The organism is Nonomuraea sp. 3N208, assembly GCF_052245935.1.
Classification (GTDB): domain Bacteria; phylum Actinomycetota; class Actinomycetes; order Streptosporangiales; family Streptosporangiaceae; genus Nonomuraea.
On the sequence record NZ_JBQQBR010000054.1, the window covers coordinates 37,741 to 55,765 of the forward strand.

Genomic DNA, 18,025 nt, shown 5'->3' on the forward strand with positions numbered 1-18,025 from the left:
TTCAGGCCGGCGGGGCCGCGCCACGACGCCTGGGGGTGGGCAGAGGCATGACCGAGGCATCAGAGACGATGGCCAAGCGACTGGCCGATGCGATGGAGCTGCGGGACTTCCTGCGCACGGCGGGCACGTTGACGCTCGCCGACCGGCGTACCTTGGTCCAGCAGGCGCTCGTGCTCGTGGAGCAGAACTACGTGCACCTGCCGCTCAAGGTCGCGATGCACGCCGTGAACCCGGTCCAGCGGCTCAGGCTGCTGGGCCTGCGGCTCAGCCGGCAGACCGAGACGACCACGGACCCGGAGTGGCGCTTCCACCAGGAGCTGTCAGAGATCTTCCACTCGATGCGCGACCTGCACACCAACTACCTGCTGCCACTGCCGTTCTCCGGCAAGATCGCGTACCTGCCGTACCAGATCGAGGAGTACTTCGCGGGCGACGAGCCCCATTACGTGGTGACCAGGGTCGTCGAGGGCTTCTCCGCTCCGGGGTTCGGCCCCGGCGTGGAGGTGACGCACTGGAACGGGGTGCCGATCGAGCGGGCGGTCGCGGTCAACGCGGCGCGCTTCGCGGGCGGCAACGCGGCGGCGCGGCACTCGCGCGGCCTGCAGTCGCTCACCCTCCGTCCGCTGCGCATCCACGTGCCGCCCGATGAGGACTGGGTGGTGCTCACCTACGTCAACGGCGACGGGATCTCCAGGGAGCTGCGGGAGAAGTGGCGCATCACCGACAACGTGCCGCCCTTCGTCGACGCCGACGAGCTCAGCACCGCGGCCGTGGCCCAGGGGCTCGACCTCGGCACGGACGAGATCGGCCGCGCCGTCAAGATGTTGTACGTGCCCGAGGCGATCACGCCTCAGGAGTCGCTGGCCGTCGCGGACCTCACGACCGAGCCCGCGGCGCCGGGCGCGGACGTCCCGACGTCCATGCCGGCGGTGTTCCGGGCCAGGAGCGTGGTCACCTCGTCCGGCACGTACGGCCACATCCGCGTGTTCACGTTCAACGTCAACGACCCCGACGGGTTCGTACGGGAGTTCGTCCGGCTCATCGGGCTGCTGCCGCAGAACGGGCTCATCGTGGACGTACGCGGCAACGGCGGCGGGCACATCTTCGCCAGCGAGTTCCTCCTGCAGACGCTGACCCCCCACCCGATCTCCCCGGAGCCGACGCAGTTCATCGCGACGCCGCTCAACCTGCTGATCTGCGGGCAGCACAAGAACAACCCGACAGGCCAGATCGACCTCACGCCGTGGTGCAGATCGATGGAGCAGGCGCTGGAGACGGGCGCCGTCTACTCCGGCGGCTTCACCATCACGCCCGCCGACGGGGCCAACGCCATCGGCCAGCAGTACCACGGCCCCGTCGTGCTGATCATCGACGCCCGCTGTTACTCGGCGACCGACATCTTCGCCGCCGGCTTCCAGGACCACAAGATCGGTCCCGTCCTCGGCGTGGACGACAACACCGGCGCGGGCGGCGCCAACGTGTGGACGCACCAGCTGCTCAAAACGCTGCTGGAGTTGCCCGAACCGAGCCCCGGCACGCCGTACAAGCCGCTGCCGGGACAGGCGAACATGCGGGTGTCGATCCGCCGGACCCTGCGCGTGCACGACCTGGCGGGCACCCCCGTCGAGGACCTCGGCATCGCGCCCGACCACCGCCACCGCATGACGCGCAGGGACGTGCTCCAGGGCAACGCGGACCTGCTCGAACGGGCCGGGCAACTGCTGGCCGGCCGGCCCGCGCGCCGCCTCGACGCGAAGATCGACGCGGGAGGCGAGCTGATCCTGCGGACCCGGCTCGTGGACCGGGTCGACGTCTACCTCGACGGCCGGCCGCGGCTGTCGGCGGACCTGACGCATGAGGTGATGGCGTTCCCAGTCCCGGGCATCGCCGCCGCCCAGGTGGTCCGGGTGGAGGGTTTCAAGGACGGCGAGCTCGTCGCGGCCCGCACGATCGTCCGCTGACCCCGCTTACACGCGCAGCAGCGACGGCCAGGTCTTGGGCCCGACGAAGCCGTCTTCGTCGAGGCCCTCGGCCTGCTGGAAGCCGCGGACGAGCTCGACCAGGCCGGTGTCGCACCGGGTCGACTTCAGCCAGCCCTCCAGCCCGTCCTGGACGCCGGCGTAGGCGCCCGGGGGCACGTGGCCGCGGGCGAACAGGCAGCCTCTGACCGTCTTGACGTCGAAGTTGTCGTCACCGAGCCGGATCAGCGGCAGGTTCTTCACGATGTTCTCCGTCCAGGATGGGTCCGGGTCGCCCTTGATGATGGCGGCGACGGACGCCCGGAAGTCGTTCATGTCGAGGGAGTGCGGGTCCGGCTTGGCGGTGTTGACCTCCCGGTGCGCCTTCACCCGGGAGGCCGGCAGCCCGAACTCGCGGCAGAGCTCCGCGCACAGCCGGATGTAGGCCTCGAGCTGCGCCACGGGCCAGGGCTGGAAGCCGTTGTTCTCCGCCTCGATGCCGATCGAGCTGGAGTTGTCGTGCCGCGGCGAGGTCGACGGGGCGTTGTGCCAGCACCGTCCGGCGGCGATGACGTAGATCCGGCCGGACCTGCCGAGACCGAAGTGCGACAGCGGTCCGTCCAGTCCAGGGCGGCCGTCGCGCACGACGGCCAGAGACGGGTAGTCGCCGCCGCCCGCCGGGCCCGCGGTGTGGTGGCAGACGATGCCCTGCACCTCGGGCTGCGGCCCATGACCGCGGGTCTTCCATCCGGCCACTTCGGTCACCGGTCCGCCGGTGCGGCGGGCGACGTCGGCGAGCTGGGTGAGGAACGGCATATTCAGGAACCTTCATCACGATCATCGCGGGCAGTTGCTTACAGATCTATAGCATGCCCTATCTGTGCGTGATCGCGAGAATCGGGACGATCTTACGCCGACACCGTGACGACCACCTTGCCCGGGGCGCGGCCCTCCTCCTGATACCTGACGGCGGCGGGGATCTCCTCGAACGGGTACTGCCGGTCGATCACCGGATTGACCTGGCCGTCCTCGATGAGCCGGGTGAGCGTGACGAGGTTGCGCCTGTTCTCCTCCGCCGTGCACGCGATCACGTCCGCCAGGGCCACCTTGTGAGGCAGGAACAGACCGGCCGCCAGCGTCGCGAACATCCGCCCGGCTGGCTGCAGCCAGCGGCCGCCCGGCCCGCCGACGAGGACGTGGACGCCCTGGGGCTTCAGGACCCGCCGGTAGGCCGACGCGCGCCGGCTGCTCGCGTTGTCCACCACGAGCTCGAAGCGGCGGCCGAGCCGGGTGAAGTCCTCCTTGGTGTAGTCGACGACCTCGTCGGCGCCGAGCGAGCGGACCAGGTCCACGTTCCTGGAGCTGCAGACGCCGGTGACGTGCGCGCCGAACGCCTTGGCGAGCTGCACGGCGAACGTCCCCACCCCGCCCGAGGCCCCGTTGATCAGGACCTTCTGCCCGGGCTTGACCCCGCCCCGGTCGCGGACGGCCACCAGGGCCGTGTTGGCCGCCAGCGGCACCGCGGCCGCCTCCTCGAACGACAGGTTCCGCGGCTTCGGCGCCAGCTCGGCCGCTCTGACGCGGACGTACTCGCCGAATCCGCCCTGCTTGGACATCGCGAACACCTCGTCGCCGGGCGCGAACTCGGTGACGTCCTTCCCGACCGCCTCGACCTCCCCGGCCACGTCGGCGCCGAGAATGTTGATCTGCGGCTTGCGTAGCCCGGGACCGCCGGGCATGACGCGCGCGACGTACGGCTCGCCGCGCATCAGATGCCAGTCGAAGGGCTGGACGGACGTGGCGCGCACCCGCACCAGCACCTCGCCGGGGCCCGGTTCGGGCCGGTCGACGTCGACGAGCTGGAGCGCGGCGGGCGGGCCGTACGAGCGTAGAACGAAAGCCTTCATCACATTTCTCCTCCGGGAGTGGCTGAACGTCAGTGTGACCACGACCCGCCCGCGGGCCAACGGCCGAAAGTACGACCTCCGCGGTGGCCGATAGGCCGCTCAGCACGAGCCCTTCCGCCGATGAGGCGCGACCTCCCGGCGGCCACGATCGAGGCATGACCCCCCAGACCACCAGGACCAGGACAGGCCGTCAGACCACCAGGGCACGTGCGGCATGGCTCCTGCCTGCCGGGTTGATCGCGCTCAGCTTCGTTCCCGTGCTGGCCGGTGCCGTCCGCCTGACCGAGCTGACCGGCGGCGCGGACGTCACGCCGGCGAACGCCCGGTTCGTCGCCATGCCCATGCCCGTAGTGCTGCACATCGTCGCCGCCAGTCTGTACAGCGTGCTGGGCGCGTTCCAGTTCGGCCGCCGGCGGCGGCCCTGGCACCGTGCGGCTGGGCGCGTCCTGATTCCGTGCGGGCTCGTCGTGGCGCTCTCCGGCCTCTGGATGACCCTGTTCCTCGATCGCCCGCCCGGCGACGGCGACCTGCTGGCCGTCTTCCGGCTCGTCGCCGGCACCACCATGGCGCTCTCGCTCGTGCTCGGCCTGGCCGCCATCCTGCGGCGGGACGTCGCCCCGCACCGCGCATGGATGACCCGCGCCTACGCGCTCGGCATGGGCGCGGGCACGCAGGCGTTCACCCTTTCCCTCTGGCTCGCCGTCCACGGCGGCACGCCGGACGAGACCACCCGCGCGCTGCTCATGGGCGCCGGCTGGGCGATCAACCTCGCCGTCGCCGAATGGGCCATCCGCGGGCGGCGGGCCAGGGTCAGTGCTTGACGCGGTTGGTCTCGTACGCCCACATCGCGATCTCCACGCGGTTGCGCACGCCGAGCTTGGTCATCAGGCTCGCGATGTGGCTCTTGACCGTGCTGAGCGAGATGTGCAGCTCGGCGGCTATCTCGCTGTTGGTTCGCCCGCGTGCCACAGTGAGCAGGATCTGCTCCTCACGGTCCGTGAGCGCCTCGATGGGCTGCGCGGGCGGTGCGGCCGGACCGGCGCCGGCAAAGGCACCGAGCAGCCGCGCGGTGATGCTCGGCGCGATCAGCGCGTCGCCGCCCGCGGCCGCCCGGATGGCCTGGGCCAGCAAGGCCGGGCCCGCGTCCTTGAGCAGGAAGCCCCGGGCGCCCGCCCGCAGCGCCTCGTAGACGTACTCGTCCAGGTCGAACGTGGTGATGATCACCACGGCGAGCGGGTCGCCGACGTCCGGACCCGCCAGCAGGCGGGTGGCGTCGATGCCATTGAGATGGGGCATGCGGATGTCGAACAGGCACACGTCGGGACGCAGCCGCCGGGCGAGCTCGACGGCCCGCCGCCCGTCACCGGCCTCGCCGACGACGTGGATGTCCGGCTGGGCGTCGAGGATCATCCTGAGCCCGGTGCGGGCGATCTCCTGGTCGTCGGCCACGATGACGCTGATGCTCTTCTCGCTGATGCTCTGCTCCCGGATGCTCTTGCCGACGATGCTCATGTCACCACCCCCGTGCGTGGCAGCACGGCCGTCACGGTCCAGCCCCGGCCCGGGTTCGGGCCCGCCTCGCAGCTGCCGCCGAGCAGGCCGGCGCGTTCGATCATGCCGATGAGCCCGTACCCCGCCGAGGAGATCGTGCGCGTGGAGCTGCTGTCGCCGTCGTCGCTCACGCGCAGGCGCACCGAGGTGTCGTCGGCGGCCACGCTCACCTCGATGCGCGTGGCGTGCCGCGCGTGCCGCCTGGCGTTGGTGACCGACTCCTGCGCGATGCGGTAGATCGCGGCGCCGACGGACGGCGGCAGGCCGTCGAGGTCGCCGCGGATCTCCACGTCGACGGACGGGCCGACGCGGGCCCGGCCGGCGAGCTGCGTGAGATCGGCGATGTGCTTGCCGGGTGCCAGCTCCGCGGGCTCGTTCCTGCGCAGGACGCGGACCATGGCCCGCATCTCGGCCAGCGTGCGCGACGCCTCGGCCTCGATCACGCGCAGCGCCTCGGCCGCGGCGCCGGGGTGCGTCGCCGACGTCGCCAGGCCCGCCTGGGCGCGGATGGCCATCGCCGAGACGTGATGGGCGACGGTGTCGTGCAGGTCGCGGGCCAACTGCTCGCGTTCGAGCAGTTTGACCTGGTCGAGCTCGCGCATCCTGGCCCGCGCCTGGAACCGGAAGGCCACGCCCAGCGCGAAGGACGAGAACATCACGGCGAACGCGCCGACCATGTCGGGGGGGTCGATGCGGTCGACGGCGACCGAGATCGAGACCGCGGCCGCCATGATCGCGAACCCGATCACGGCCTCGCGCCCCGATCCCCACCGGAACAACGCGTACAACGACACCAGCAGGTAGGCCATCGTGTACGTCTCGACGGGCGCGCCGCCCATGAACAACGGTGCCAGGCTCGTGGTGGCGAAAATGATCAGAACCATCAGCAACGGCCTGGTACGGCGCCACAACAACGTGAACACCAGCCCGGCGCTGACGACGACCGACAGGGCCCGCCACGGAAGATCCGGCCGCAGGACCCCTTCGAGCACCGCGACCGGCACGAGCACCCCTACGAGCGCCCAGTCCCGCCAAACCCGCCGTGGGGCGTTGGGGGGACGTGGCTCGTTCCATAAGGAGTGGAGAAGGCCGCGCACCCCATCATGCTAGCGAGCTGCCGCCGCTTGCGAACGCCCCGAGCACGCGTCCTCGCGGCCGCAGGCGTACGCTACGGCACGGTCCAGGCCGAGCCGCTCTCCGGCGCGGAACGCCCCCGCGAACGCCCGCCTGCCCAGTGCCCGGCGGGCCTGCTCCGCGCAGCGCTCGTGCCAGGCCGCGTGATAGCACAACCGCTCCGGCGCGGAGCCCGCCGCCCGCCACATCACGTGCGCCGCGCCCAGCAGCTCGGCCGCCCGCGCGTGCTTCCCGCGCACGCCCGCCGTCCACGCCAGCACCTCCAGGCACTGGGTGAGGCACCAGCGGTCGCCGATCTCGCCGGCGAACTCGGTGGCCGCCGTCACCAGCGCCTCCGCGCGCGAGCAGTCACCGAGGTTCCACCGGGCGACGCCGAGCGACATCTGGGCGTACGCGCGGGAGACCAGCGCGTGGTGGCGCTCGCACAGCTCCAGCAGTTGCTCGCCGAACTCGGCGGCCTGGCCGGGGTCCTCGACCGAGCCGTACGCGGCGGCGAAATAGAGGTCGTACAGCACGCCGTCGATGTCCTCCTTGGCCTGGTGGAGCGCCAGGGCGGCGCGCAGCAACTCGAGACCGCGGCGGCCGTCGCCCTGGGAGAACGCGGCCACGCCCTCGGCCATGAGAGCGCGTGGCAGGATGTCATCGTTTCCGGCTTGACGTGCGAGGACGTGGCATTCGGCGAGCGGCGGGAGCGCCGCCGCCACATCGCCCTGGCGCAACGCGAGCAGGCTGTACGCCCACAGCGCCTGCCCCCGCGCGCGGGTGCCGTCGGGCGCCAGCCGCAGGCCGCGTTCCAGCCAGTAGCGGCCCTCGGTGAGCGAGCCGGCCAGCAACCAGAAGCACCACATCGCCGCCGCGGCGGCCAGCCCCATGGGTGCGAGCGCGGGCTCGCTCAGGCACGCGTCGAGCGCCGTCCGCACGTTGGGCAGTTCTCCGCGCAGCACCCGATACCGCTCGAGCTGGTCGGGAACCAGCCGGTCGATGCGGTTGCGCTCCGCCAGCTCCCGGTAGTGGCGGACGTACCGGGAGCGCAGGAGCCGCCGGTCGGCGGCCGGCAGCTGCTCGCTCCCGTACGCGCGCAGGCACTCCAGCATGCGGTACCTGACTCTGCCCTCCCGCAGCTCGCCGGCCAGGACGGACTTGTCCACCAACCCGGCCAGCAGGTCCATCACCTCGATGTCGTCGATGCCGTCGCCGGCGCACACCGATTCGGCGGTGTCCAGATCTACCCCACCGGGGAACATCGACAGCCGCGACCACAACCGCCGCTCCCCGGCCGAGCACAGGTCGAAGCTCCAGTCCATGGTGGCGCGCAGCGTGCGATGGCGCGGCAGCAGGGCGGGGGCATCGGCCGCCAGCACGTCGATGCGCTCTTCGAGCTCGCGCGCCAGGTCCTCCAGCGTCGACGTGCGCAGCCGGGCCGCGGCCAGCTCGATGGCGAGGGGGATGCCCTCAAGGCGCCGGGCCAGCCGCGCCACGCACGCTTTGTTGCCCGGATGCAGCGAGAAGCCGGGCAGGACCCGCGCCGCGCGCTCCACGAACAGGCGGATGGCGTCGTGGCGGGCGGTCTCCCGCAGCCCGTGCTCGGGGTCGGGCACGGGCAGCGTGGGGACGGGCAGCACCTGCTCGCCGTAGACGCCCAGGGTCCGTCTGCTCGTCGCCAGTATCCGCAGCCGGGGGGCGGCCCGCAGCAGCCGCTCCACGAGGCGCGCGCAGACATCGTGCACGTGCTCGCAGTTGTCGAGCACCAGCAGCATCCGCCGGCTCGACAGGTAGTCGATCAGCACTTTCTCGGGGTCGGGGCCGGCGTCGCGCAGGCCGAGCGCCGCGGCGACCGTCGGCTCGAGAAGCTCGCCGGTCTCGAGGGAGGCCAGCTCGACGACCTTCACGCCGTCACGGAACCTGCTCCGGAGGGTTTCGGCGAGCTTGAGCGCCAGCCGGGTCTTGCCGACGCCGCCCGGGCCGGTCAGGGTGAGCAGCCGGCTCGAGCTGAGCATGCGCCTGGACTCGGACAGCTCACGCCTGCGTCCGACGAAGGTGGACTTGTCCGTCAAGAGGCCGGTGGTCATGACGAGTTCCCCGAAGAGCCCTGCTCGTATACCCAGGCGGCGATCTGAGTCCGGGAAGTGAACCCGAGCTTGCACAGGATGTGCTCCACGTGGGCCTCGGCGGTACGCTGCGCGATCACCAGGTGGGACGCGATCTCCTTGTTGGTCATGCCCTGGGCGACGAGTGCGGCGATCTCCCGCTCCCGCCGGGTCAGCGGCGAGGTGTCGCGCGCCTGCTTGCCTCGCGGCGCGGCGCGGCCCACGGCGTACGCGACCGCCTCGGCGGGGTCCATCTCGGTGCCCTTGCGGAAGGCCGAGTCGAAGTCTTGTGCGCCCAGGTGTTCGCGCGCCACCGTCTCGGCGGTGTTGTGGAAGGCGGCGAGGTAGCCGAACAGCGGCCCGCCGAACGACCGCCAGCTCTCCTGAGAGGCTCCGAGCAGCACCGCGGCCCGCTCCGGCCAGTCGCCGGCGGCCATCCAGGCCAGCGCCTCCATGCACAGCGCGATGCCCAGGCGGTCGTCGAAGGGCTGCTTGAGCCGGATGGCCTCGCGCTCCATCTCGACCGCACGAGCTGCGTCGCCCTGCTTCCACGTCTCGATCCCGAACACCCACAGCGTGTACGACCTGAACCAGTGCTCGTTCTGGACCTCGCAGATCGTCAGGCACTCCTTGTACAGGGCTGCGGCCTGGTCGGGGTGGCCCAGCAGCGAGTGCGCGGTGGCGAGGTACATCAGCGCGTTGACCACGCCCATCTGGTCGTCCGCGGCGCGGTGGGCCTCGACGGCATCGCCGAGGAGGGTCACGGCCTTGGCCGGGTCGCGCTGGATCAGGGCCGCGAGGCCGCAGACGTAGGCGGCACCGGCGAGGACCAGCGCGTCCCCGTGCCGGTCGCCCAGATCCTTGCTCTCGGCCAGCATCGCCGTGGCCACCTCGAAGTCGCTCTGCAGGACCGCGAGTCTGGCGTCGACCAGCAGGGCCCTGGCGCGCACGAGGGTGGGGGCCGGCTCGCCCGCGAGCAGCCGGTCGAGCCAGCTGCGTCCCTCGCGCAGCGCGCCGGCCGCGATCCAGTAGAACCGCAGCGCCGAGGCGATGACCAGGCCGGCCTCCGCCTCGCCGGGCGTGGTGAGGCAGTAGTCCATGGCCGTGCGGAGGTTGCCGTGATCGGCACGCAGGCGGGCGAACCAGGCCACCTGGCAGGGCCCGTACCACCCGTCCTGCGCGCGGACGGCGAGGTCCCGGTACCAGTCGCGGTGGCGGGCCCTCAGCTCCGCCTCTTCGCCGGACTCCCGCAGCCGCTCGCGGCCGTACTGGCGGATCGTCTCCAGCAGCCGGTAGCGCACACCGTTCTGCAGCTCCTCACGCGCCAGCACGGATTTGTCCACCAGGCCGTTCACCAGGTCGATGATCTCCTCGACGGCGATGCCGTCCCCGCCGCAGACCTGCTCGGCCGCCTCCAGGTCCAGGCCGCCGGAGAACACCGAGAGCCGGCTCCAGAGCAGCCGCTCCGGCTCGGTGCACAGGGCGTGGCTCCAGTCGATCAGCGCCCGCAGCGTCTGCTGGCGCGGCAGCGCGGTCCGCGACCCCGTCGTGAGCAGCCGGAAGCGGTCGTCCAGCCGGTCCAGCAGCTGCTGGACGGAGATGGCCCGCAGCCGGACGGCGGCCAGCTCGATCGCCAGCGGCATGCCGTCAAGACGCCGGCAGATCCACGCGACGCTGTCCCTGTTGGCGTCGGTGACCTCGAAGCCGGGCAGCACGGCCTTCGCCCGCTCGGCGAACAGCCGCACCGCGTCGGAGCGCCCCATCGCCTCGACCGACGGCCCCGCCCCGTCGGCGTCCGGCACCGACATCGTCGGCAACGGCAGCGTACGCTCGCCGACGACGCCCAGCGCCTGCCGGCTGGTGGCCAGGATCCGCAGGCCTGGGGCGGACCGCATCAGGGTCTCGACCATGGCCGCGCACTCGTCCAGCAGGTGCTCGCAGTTGTCGAGGAGCACCAGCATTTCCTTGTCCCGCAGGTGGTCGACGAGCACCTCGATCGGAGGTCGTACGGAACGGTCCTGGATCTCCAGCCGCTCCATGACGGCCGGGACGAGAAGCTCGGGGCTCTCCAGCGCGGCGAGCTCGACCAGCCACACGCCCGCGTGGAAGGCGCGCCGCAGGTCGGATCCGACGCGCAGCGCCAGCCGGGATTTGCCGACGCCTCCCACGCCGACCAGCGTCACCAGCCTGCCCTCGGACAGCAGCCGCTTGACCTCGGCTATTTCGTGCCGGCGGCCCACGAAGGTGTTGAGTTCTGCCGGCAGACCGCTCGATACGTGCGGCGCGGCCACGGTCATGATTGCTCCATCGACTCAGGCGCCCGGGTCACCATGCCCTTTATGCCGAGCCCCACAACCCAGGTTATGTCCGGGCCGTTTTATGGATCTCTCTCGATGGTAAAACCCTGGTCGTGGTCAGGTGTTGAGCGCGGAATGGCGGCGGCTGTACGCGAAGTAGATGATCAGCCCCAGCGCGAACCACACGGCGAAGCGCAGCCAGGTCGCCGGGTCAAGGAAGGTGATCAGCCAGATGGAGAAGAGCACGCCGATGGCCGGCACCACGGGCATGCCCGGCGTGCGGAACTCCCTGTGCAGGTCGGGCTGGCGGTAGCGGAGCACGATCACGGCCGCGCACACCACCACGAAGGCCAGCAGAATGCCGATGTTGGTCAGCTCGGCCGCCTCCCTGATGGGCAGGAACCCGGCGATCAGCGCGGAGGCGACGCCCACGATCCAGGTGACGCGCGTGGGCACCCGCCGTACGGGATGCAGCCGGGCGAACCACAGGGGCAGGAGCCCGTCCCTGCTCATGGCGAACCAGACCCGGGTCACGCCCAGCATGAACGTGAACATGACGGTCAGGATGCCGACGACGGCGCCCGCCGCGATCACGGTGGCCAGTCCGGAGAGCCCGACGGAGGCGAACGCCGAGGAGAATCCGCTCTCCGGGTCGATCTCCCGGTAGTTCTGCATGCCGGTGAGCACGAGCGTGGCCAGCACGTACAGGATCATGGAGATGACCAGGGAGTAGATGATGGCCTTGGGCATGTGCCGCCGGGCGTCCCTGGACTCCTCGGCGGCGGTGCTCATCGCGTCGTAGCCGAAGACGGCGAAGAACACGGTGGCCGCGCCGGTGATGGCCCCGCCGACGCCGAAGGGGAAGAACGGCGTGTAGTTGGCCGGGTCGATGTGGAAGAACCCGACCGCGATCACCAGCAGGACCACGGCCACCTTGATCGCGACCACGAACGTCTCGAACCTGGCGGCCGCCCGGATGCCCAGGTTCAGCAGGTAGGCGATCAACAGGCAGAGCAGCACCGCGAACAGGTCCACCACGCGCCCGTCCCCGGTGCCCGGCGCGCCGAGCATCCACGGCGGCAGGGTGACGCCCAGCTGTTGCACAAGAAAGCCAAAATATCCGGATATGCCGATGGCGACGACGGCGACGATGGCCGTGTACTCCAGCAGCAGGTCCCATCCGATGAACCAGCCCGTGAGCTCGCCGAGCACCGCGTAGCCATAGGTGTAGGCGGACCCGGCCTTCGGGATCATGCCGGCGAACTCGGCGTAGGAGAAGGCCGCCGCCGCGCTGGCCACCCCGGCCACGAGGAACGACACCAGCACGGCCGGCCCCGCCGTCTGGTTGGCCACCGCCCCGGCCAGGGCGAAGATGCCCGCGCCGATGATGCCGCCGATGCCGATCGCGGTGAGCTGCCACAACCCGAGCGACCGGGACAGCTCACCCTCGTGCTCCTCCGCGATCTGCTCGACCGGTTTGCGGCGGAACACGCTCTGCGACGAAACCATCACAGCCTCCTTGCTCCTGCAGGTCTCCTCTCCGCCCTCTTTCCTGTACGGCCCGCGCCATACTGCCGGCACTCGGGATTTGACGACTCCCAGAACGTGGTTTCGCGGCCCTCAGCCGGGCACCGGTGAACGCATGGATGTCACGGATCTGGAGCGGCGGACCGTCAAAGCCGGACAGTGGCCGATGACCGGCTGGCGGCGCATCCCGCCGGGAGGGGAGCACGCCACGCCGGTGGTCTGCGTGCACGGGGCCGGCATGTCGAGCAGGGAGCTGCGGCCGCTGGTGGCGGCGCTGGGGGAGCACCTGCCGGCCTGGACGGTGGACCTGCCGGGCTTCGGGCAGAGCGCGAAACCGCCACACCCGCTCGACCTGCCCGGGCTCGCCGACGCCCTGGTCTCCTGGCTCGAGGCCGAGCAAGCTGCCCCGCGTCGCCGTGCCCGCGCTCGTGGTCAGGGGCGAGTACGACCGGATGGTTTCGCAGGACTGGGCCGAGCAGGTCACCCGCCTGATCCCGCGGGCCAGGCTGGTGGTCGTGCCGGGAATGCCGCACATGATCCCGTTTCGCGGACCGCAGACCCTGGTGCCGATCATCACGGACTTCGCGTGAGGCTGGCGGGGAGCGGCCTGCCGCCGGCCAGGGCGGTGAACAGCTCCTCCCACAGCGGCATCACGACCTGCGGCGTGTAGGCGTGCGCCGTCTCCGCCGCGGCGGCGCCCAGGCGCGCGCGCAACTCGCGGTCGCCCATCAGCCGGCCGAGGGCCTCGCCGAGCTTCTCGACGTCGCGTGGCGGCACCAGCAGCCCGTCCTGGCCGGGCGTCAGCACGTCCGCGGGCCCCGTGGGGCAGTCGAAGGCGACGATCGGCAGGGCGTGGCCCATCGCCTCGATCATCGCCATCGGCAGCCCCTCGATCCTCGAGCTGAGGGCGTAGATCGACGCCTTGGCCAGCTCCTCGTGGATGCGGTCGGTGCGGCCCATGAGCCGGATCCGCCCGCCCATGTCATGCTCGTCGATCCGCTCCTGCAGGCGCTGCTGCGACGGTCCCGTGCCGAAGATCCGCACCGTCCACTCCGGGTAGGCGTCCGCGACCGCGGCGAACGCCGGGATGAGCATGTCGAAGCCCTTCTGCGGCACCAGCCGGCCGACCGCGATCACCGTCGGGTTGCTCTGGTCGGAGTGCTTGCGATGCTCCATGTGCACGGCGTTCGGGATGCGCACGATCGGCGTTCCGGGCCTCAGCAGCGCCCGGTACTCGGCGCGGCTGGTCTCGGTCAGCACTACGACCGCGTCGAAGCGGTCGTAGTGGCGGACGATCTGCTCGCGTACGGCCGGGTGGTAAGCGGCCAGGTTCATGTGCTCCTGCGCCACCCGGATGACCTTGCGGGAGGCACGGCGGGCGGAGATCAGGTTCAGCGCCGGGCGGGTGGTGACCAGGATGCCGTCGGTCAGTGACGCCACGTAGTCCATGGTCGCCGCCTCCACGCGTTCGGTGAAGTATTCGGCGGCGAACTCGCCGTACGGGACGATCTTGCCGCGGGCCCGCCGCCACACCTTGCGGGCCAGCGAGTCGGACGCCACCCCGTCGCGCTGGTCCACCAGCGCCGACACCCACACCTGTGGGGGGGTGGAGAACTGTGGTTGGGTGCGTCTCCCCACCACGCTGACGATCTCGACGTCGTGACCGGCCTCGGCCATCGCGCCGGCCTGGTTGACCACCGTGCGGATGGTGCCACCCATGCCGTAGGCGTGCAGCAGCATGTACCGGATCTTCACGTCTGGTACTCCAACTCCATGGTGGGTGAGAGTACTGGCCTTTTCTGGGGGTTGACTGGGAACCGAACAGCCTGGTCTCAATGGATGCGGCGGTCCCGGCCCGCCCAGGCCTTCTCCCGCAGGACGTACTTCTGGATCTTCCCGGTGGAGATCTTCGGCAGCTCGCCGAACTCCACCGTCTTCGGCACCTTGAACCGCGCCAGCCGGGCCCGCACATGGTCCATGATCTCGTCCGCGGTGGCCGTGGCGCCCTCGCGCAGCGTCACGTACGCGGCCGGCGCCTCGCCCCAGCGTTCGTCGGGCACCGCGACGACCGCGACCTCCATGACCGCCGGATGCTCGGCGATGGCCTGCTCGACCTCGACGGACGCGTGCTTATGGTCGCGCTCACTCGGCCCTCGCTGGTCACGCAAGCTACCGCTCTCGGGCCTAACCGTTCGCCGCTCCGTGTTCTCTCCGCCGGAGATGATCACGTCCTTGCTGCGGTCGCGCAGCTCCACGTACCCGTCAGGGTGGAGGACGCCCAGGTCACCGGTGCGGAACCAGCCGTCCGGCGCGGCCGCGGCCGTCGCCTCGGGGTCGCGGAAGAAGCCGAGCATGACGTTGTTGCCGCGCAAGGCGATCTCCCCGACGGTGGTGCCGTCGGCCGGCACGTCGGCGCCGGTCCCGTCGACGACGCGGGCGGTGCAGGAGATCATGTTGCCGACACCCTGGCGGGCCTTCAGGCGTGCCTGCTCCTCGCCGCTGAGCGCATCCCACTCCGGGCGCCAGTCGCAGATCATCGCGGGGCCGAACGTCTCGGTCAGCCCGTACAGGTGGATGACGTCGAAGCCGAGGCTCGACATCCGCCGCAGGATCGCCGGCGACGGGGGAGCGCCGCCCGTCGAGACCCGCACGGTGCGCTCCAGCGGTGCCGCCTCGGCGGCGTAGGCGAGCATCGAGAGCACCGTGGAACATCGGCAGCGTCCACAGGTGCACCGTGGACGGTGACAGCCCGGCGTGCGCCGCCATCGCCAGCGCCTGCAGGTAGGCGCCGCGGTGGTGGTACATCACGCCCTTCGGCCGGCCCGTGGTGCCGGAGGTGTAGTTGATGGACAGCAGCGCCCGCTCGTCGGACGGCGTGACGGCTTGCGGGGTTGCGCCGGCCAGCAGCGCCTCGTACTCCTCGCCCCCGCGGATCCGGCGCGGTGGCCCGGACTGCCCGGCCCCGCGCGAGCGGCGCCAGCCCGCCGGCCAGCCGGCGGCACCGATCGCGCAGCTCCCGGTAGGTGAACCGGCGCGGCCCGTCGACGACGGCGACGCGGTCACCGTGCGAGGCGGCCGCCCGTTCGAGGTAGGAGACCGGGGTGAGCGGCTCGAACGACAGGGCGTCCAGGTCGGTCATGCGGCTTTCCTCTTCCGGTATGGGCGGTTGGTGCCATCGTCCTCTAGTCTTCCCTCTCGTGTCCCGACGATCATGGGTGCTCTGGGCCGCGGCGCTGCTGACCGCGCTGGCTCCCAGCATCTACGACTGGGCCTCGTCTCTGCTGTCCGGAGACGACGGCAGCCGCTTTTACGCGTACATGTCGTCTGGCAGGTGCCTGGGCCGTGAGATCGACTCGATGATCCCGGAGTACCTGATCGGACAGGTCCCGCTCTTCTGGTACGGCGGCGCACCGCTGATCGCCCTGGCCTTGGCGGGCTGGTATGTGTGCGTCAGGACCGGGCGGGACCGGCTCGGCAGGATCGTCGCCCGCTTCGCAGCTGTGGTGCTGCTCCTCCAGCGTCTTCCCGGCCTCGTGCTGCTCGTGCTCGACGGGGCGCTCGGTCCGGAGTGCGTGGCCGCCTGGGGGCCGTCGGAGCTGGTGAGCTGGCGACTCGGCTGGGACCTGTACTTCCTGGTGCCCGCGGTGCTGATCCTGCTCGCGGTGCGAGCCCCGCGGGCGTTCGTGCGGCGGGGCCGCTTGGCCCTCACGGCGTCCACGGTCCTGACGGTGGCGGCGACCCTGTTGGTCACGGTGCAGGCGGCCCCCTCCGGCAAGGTGAGCACCGAGAGGGAGCTGGACTGCGCCGGCTTCGGCGACGGCACCGTCAAAGGGCTGAGCGAGGCGGAGAAGAAGTTCCTGTGCGATGTGCGCGGCTACAACGACTTCTACGACCAGGGCGGCATCGAGGGCTGGGCGGACGCGCCCGACCGGGTGGTGCTGTCCCAGGGACACCACCTGTGCCGCCTGGCCACCCGGCACGGCGGCGACGTCAGCGTGCCGGCCGTGCAGGACGCGCCGCACGCGCGACTGCGGGGCGCGCTGGGTTCGCTGTGCCCGGCGGTGGCGCGGTGGCAGGAGCAGGAGGGCGAGCGGAAGCAACAGGAGGTGGCGGCGTACTTCCTGGAGAAGCAGAAGGCCTGCGCCCGGCATCCCCTGCGCCGCCCGAAGATCAAGCCGGTACGGCAGAAGCACGCCACCATGTTCACCGAGTTCTGGACCATCCACGGATTTGAGGGAGAGTATGTGGGCACCAACCCCGACCTGGTAGAGGAGCTGGTCGGCAGTGAACTCGGGGCGCTGGCCATCTGGGCGGCCGACGAGATCGGCCACGCCTGCGTGACCGTCGAGTCCTACCGCAGGCGGCCGCCGCTGGAGACCAAGGGATGGGACGAGGTGGTGGAGGTCGGCTACGACAGCCCGCGCGGCACCCTTGCCCTCTCCGACACCCAGGGAACGAGCGTGACCGGCCTGACGGCCGCCGGTCCCGGGTCGTACCGGGTGCGGGTGCACCTGCGCGGGCGCAAGCTCGTCTACCAGGTGCCGTATCCGCCTGATGGGGCTGTGGAGCTGCTGATCATGGTGTTCCCCGGCAAGGAGAAGAAACCGACGGTCTACCGGTAGCACCGCTGGAGGCGGCAGGACAGACTCAAGGTCACGAGCCGGGAGCGCGAATGGCGTGAGGTGCAGGGTCGATGTGGGTCAGGCCCACTTGTCCGCGCCGGCGAACGGCATGTGCTCGCCCTCGACGTACGTCGGGAACGGCTGGTAGACGTTCACCCCCGGGGCGCCGCGCAGCAGTAGCGCCGACACGAACGGTTGCTGCTCGCTGGTGATCCGGGTCGAGGTCGGGATGTACCTGATCGTCAGGCCGCAGCGGCGCCGGGGCGAGGTGTTGGCGTTGGAGGCGTGCAGGATGTTCGGGTGGTGCACCTCCACGTCGCCGGGCGCCAGCACCAGGTCCACCGCCTGCGACTCGTCCACGGTCACCGCGCTCTCCGAGCCGAGCACGTTGTCGATGTCGTCACGCTGCCGCAAGGCGTGCAGGTCCTGCTTGTGGGAGCCGGGGACCACCCGCACGCAGCCGTTCTCGGGCGTGGATTCGTCGACCGCCAGCCACAGCGTGACAACCCGCATCGGCTCCAGCGGCCAGTACGCCCCGTCCTGGTGCCACAGGACCGGCATGCCGGAGAAGGGCGGCTTGCTGATGTAGTGCGAGGCGAACAGCGCGATGTCCGGGCCGACGAACAACTCTGCGATGTCCAGCAGCCGCTCGTCGCTCACCAGCCGCACCCAGAACGGGTCCCCGGCGACGAGCTCGGTGGCCAGGTCCTCGCCGAGCCGGTCCGGATGCCTGGCCTGGAGCCAGGCGACGTGGTCGCCGGCCTCGGCGATCAGGTCGCGGTCGAGGACGTTCCGGAAGATCGTGTAGCCGTCGCGGTCGTAGTCCTGGAGGGTCCGGTCGATATCCGTGATCACCATGTACTCCTCTGCAAGGAAGGGCGTCGATCCGGATTCTTCGGTGGTGGCGGCCCGAGTTACTAGTATTCGCCGCTCCATAACTAT

13 protein-coding genes and 3 pseudogenes are annotated in these 18,025 nt (G+C 71.0%); 4 read left to right on the forward strand and 12 right to left on the reverse strand.

Annotation, left to right across the window (positions count from 1 at the left end):
- Window positions 1–47 precede the first annotated feature (47 nt).
- Entirely contained in the window at window positions 48–1,961 is a 1,914-nt protein-coding gene (locus ACTWPT_RS50745) for a S41 family peptidase (protein ID WP_443184761.1), read from the forward strand.
- A 6-nt stretch (window positions 1,962–1,967) separates the two neighbouring features.
- Here the strand turns inward: ACTWPT_RS50745 and ACTWPT_RS50750 are convergent, their stop codons facing one another.
- Together ACTWPT_RS50750 and ACTWPT_RS50755 are read right to left on the reverse strand one after the other, a co-directional pair.
- Window positions 1,968–2,774 carry a peptidoglycan recognition protein family protein gene (locus ACTWPT_RS50750; protein WP_443184762.1) on the reverse strand — a complete coding sequence of 269 codons (807 nt, stop codon included), beginning with the start codon at window positions 2,772–2,774 and terminating at the stop codon, window positions 1,968–1,970.
- A 92-nt stretch (window positions 2,775–2,866) separates the two neighbouring features.
- Window positions 2,867–3,865 carry an NAD(P)-dependent alcohol dehydrogenase gene (locus ACTWPT_RS50755; protein WP_443184763.1) on the reverse strand — a complete coding sequence of 333 codons (999 nt, stop codon included), beginning with the start codon at window positions 3,863–3,865 and terminating at the stop codon, window positions 2,867–2,869.
- Window positions 3,866–4,020: 155 nt separating this feature from the next.
- Between ACTWPT_RS50755 and ACTWPT_RS50760 the strand changes: the two genes are divergently transcribed.
- The gene (locus tag ACTWPT_RS50760; protein ID WP_443184764.1) at window positions 4,021–4,686 is read left to right on the forward strand and encodes a DUF2306 domain-containing protein; all 666 of its coding nucleotides are present in this window, start codon (window positions 4,021–4,023) and stop codon (window positions 4,684–4,686) included.
- Here ACTWPT_RS50760 and ACTWPT_RS50765 read toward each other — a convergent pair.
- From ACTWPT_RS50765 to ACTWPT_RS50785, 5 genes are all read right to left on the reverse strand, one after another.
- On the reverse strand, window positions 4,676–5,377 hold the full coding sequence (locus tag ACTWPT_RS50765) for a response regulator (RefSeq protein WP_443184765.1): 702 nt from the start codon (window positions 5,375–5,377) through the stop codon (window positions 4,676–4,678). The two genes, ACTWPT_RS50760 and ACTWPT_RS50765, sit on opposite strands and share 11 nt — an antisense overlap.
- Entirely contained in the window at window positions 5,374–6,513 is a 1,140-nt protein-coding gene (locus ACTWPT_RS50770) for a sensor histidine kinase (RefSeq protein ID WP_443184766.1), read from the reverse strand. Before ACTWPT_RS50770 ends, ACTWPT_RS50765 begins: the two co-directional genes overlap by 4 nt.
- 9 nt (window positions 6,514–6,522) lie before the next feature.
- The gene (locus ACTWPT_RS50775) at window positions 6,523–8,619 is read right to left on the reverse strand and encodes an ATP-binding protein (protein ID WP_443184767.1); all 2,097 of its coding nucleotides are present in this window, start codon (window positions 8,617–8,619) and stop codon (window positions 6,523–6,525) included.
- A complete protein-coding gene (locus ACTWPT_RS50780; RefSeq protein WP_443184768.1) occupies window positions 8,616–10,934 on the reverse strand; it encodes an ATP-binding protein in 2,319 nt (772 codons plus the stop codon). Before ACTWPT_RS50780 ends, ACTWPT_RS50775 begins: the two co-directional genes overlap by 4 nt.
- Window positions 10,935–11,051: 117 nt before the next feature.
- Window positions 11,052–12,443, reverse strand: a complete 1,392-nt coding sequence (locus ACTWPT_RS50785; RefSeq protein WP_443184769.1) for an amino acid permease — start codon at window positions 12,441–12,443, stop codon at window positions 11,052–11,054.
- Window positions 12,444–12,817: 374 nt separating this feature from the next.
- On the opposite strand from ACTWPT_RS50785, the pseudogene ACTWPT_RS50790 reads away from it, so the two are divergent.
- Window positions 12,818–13,051 (forward strand): annotated as a pseudogene (locus ACTWPT_RS50790) (alpha/beta fold hydrolase); the annotation flags it as partial.
- Here ACTWPT_RS50790 and ACTWPT_RS50795 read toward each other — a convergent pair.
- From ACTWPT_RS50795 to ACTWPT_RS50810, 4 genes and pseudogenes are all read right to left on the reverse strand, one after another.
- Entirely contained in the window at window positions 13,035–14,216 is a 1,182-nt protein-coding gene (locus tag ACTWPT_RS50795) for a glycosyltransferase family 4 protein (RefSeq protein WP_443184770.1), read from the reverse strand. The pseudogene ACTWPT_RS50790 and the gene ACTWPT_RS50795 overlap by 17 nt on opposite strands.
- Before the next feature lie 77 nt (window positions 14,217–14,293).
- Entirely contained in the window at window positions 14,294–15,154 is an 861-nt protein-coding gene (locus ACTWPT_RS50800; RefSeq protein ID WP_443184771.1) for an AMP-binding enzyme, read from the reverse strand.
- A 67-nt stretch (window positions 15,155–15,221) separates the two neighbouring features.
- Window positions 15,222–15,524: pseudogene (locus ACTWPT_RS50805) on the reverse strand (AMP-binding protein); the annotation flags it as partial.
- Window positions 15,490–15,720: pseudogene (locus ACTWPT_RS50810) on the reverse strand (hypothetical protein); the annotation flags it as partial. The pseudogenes ACTWPT_RS50805 and ACTWPT_RS50810, both read right to left, overlap by 35 nt.
- On the opposite strand from ACTWPT_RS50810, the gene ACTWPT_RS50815 reads away from it, so the two are divergent.
- Window positions 15,659–17,083: a hypothetical protein gene (locus ACTWPT_RS50815; protein WP_443184772.1), complete on the forward strand. Its 1,425-nt coding sequence runs from the start codon at window positions 15,659–15,661 to the stop codon at window positions 17,081–17,083. The pseudogene ACTWPT_RS50810 and the gene ACTWPT_RS50815 overlap by 62 nt on opposite strands.
- Before the next feature lie 78 nt (window positions 17,084–17,161).
- Here ACTWPT_RS50815 and ACTWPT_RS50820 read toward each other — a convergent pair whose 3' ends face one another.
- Window positions 17,162–17,941: a phytanoyl-CoA dioxygenase family protein gene (locus ACTWPT_RS50820; protein WP_443184773.1), complete on the reverse strand. Its 780-nt coding sequence runs from the start codon at window positions 17,939–17,941 to the stop codon at window positions 17,162–17,164.
- Window positions 17,942–18,025 lie beyond the last annotated feature (84 nt).

What these genes read in the sequence shown, in the direction of transcription:
- ACTWPT_RS50745 (WP_443184761.1), top strand. Translation starts at nt 48, where the DNA reads ATGACCGAGGCATCAGAGACGATGGCCAAGCGACTGGCCGATGCGATG.
- ACTWPT_RS50750 (WP_443184762.1), bottom strand. Translation starts at nt 2,774, where the DNA reads ATGCCGTTCCTCACCCAGCTCGCCGACGTCGCCCGCCGCACCGGCGGA.
- ACTWPT_RS50755 (WP_443184763.1), bottom strand. Translation starts at nt 3,865, where the DNA reads ATGAAGGCTTTCGTTCTACGCTCGTACGGCCCGCCCGCCGCGCTCCAG.
- ACTWPT_RS50760 (WP_443184764.1), top strand. Translation starts at nt 4,021, where the DNA reads ATGACCCCCCAGACCACCAGGACCAGGACAGGCCGTCAGACCACCAGG.
- ACTWPT_RS50765 (WP_443184765.1), bottom strand. Translation starts at nt 5,377, where the DNA reads ATGAGCATCGTCGGCAAGAGCATCCGGGAGCAGAGCATCAGCGAGAAG.
- ACTWPT_RS50775 (WP_443184767.1), bottom strand. Translation starts at nt 8,619, where the DNA reads ATGACCACCGGCCTCTTGACGGACAAGTCCACCTTCGTCGGACGCAGG.
- ACTWPT_RS50780 (WP_443184768.1), bottom strand. Translation starts at nt 10,934, where the DNA reads ATGACCGTGGCCGCGCCGCACGTATCGAGCGGTCTGCCGGCAGAACTC.
- ACTWPT_RS50785 (WP_443184769.1), bottom strand. Translation starts at nt 12,443, where the DNA reads ATGGTTTCGTCGCAGAGCGTGTTCCGCCGCAAACCGGTCGAGCAGATC.
- ACTWPT_RS50800 (WP_443184771.1), bottom strand. Translation starts at nt 15,154, where the DNA reads ATGCTCGCCTACGCCGCCGAGGCGGCACCGCTGGAGCGCACCGTGCGG.
- ACTWPT_RS50820 (WP_443184773.1), bottom strand. Translation starts at nt 17,941, where the DNA reads ATGGTGATCACGGATATCGACCGGACCCTCCAGGACTACGACCGCGAC.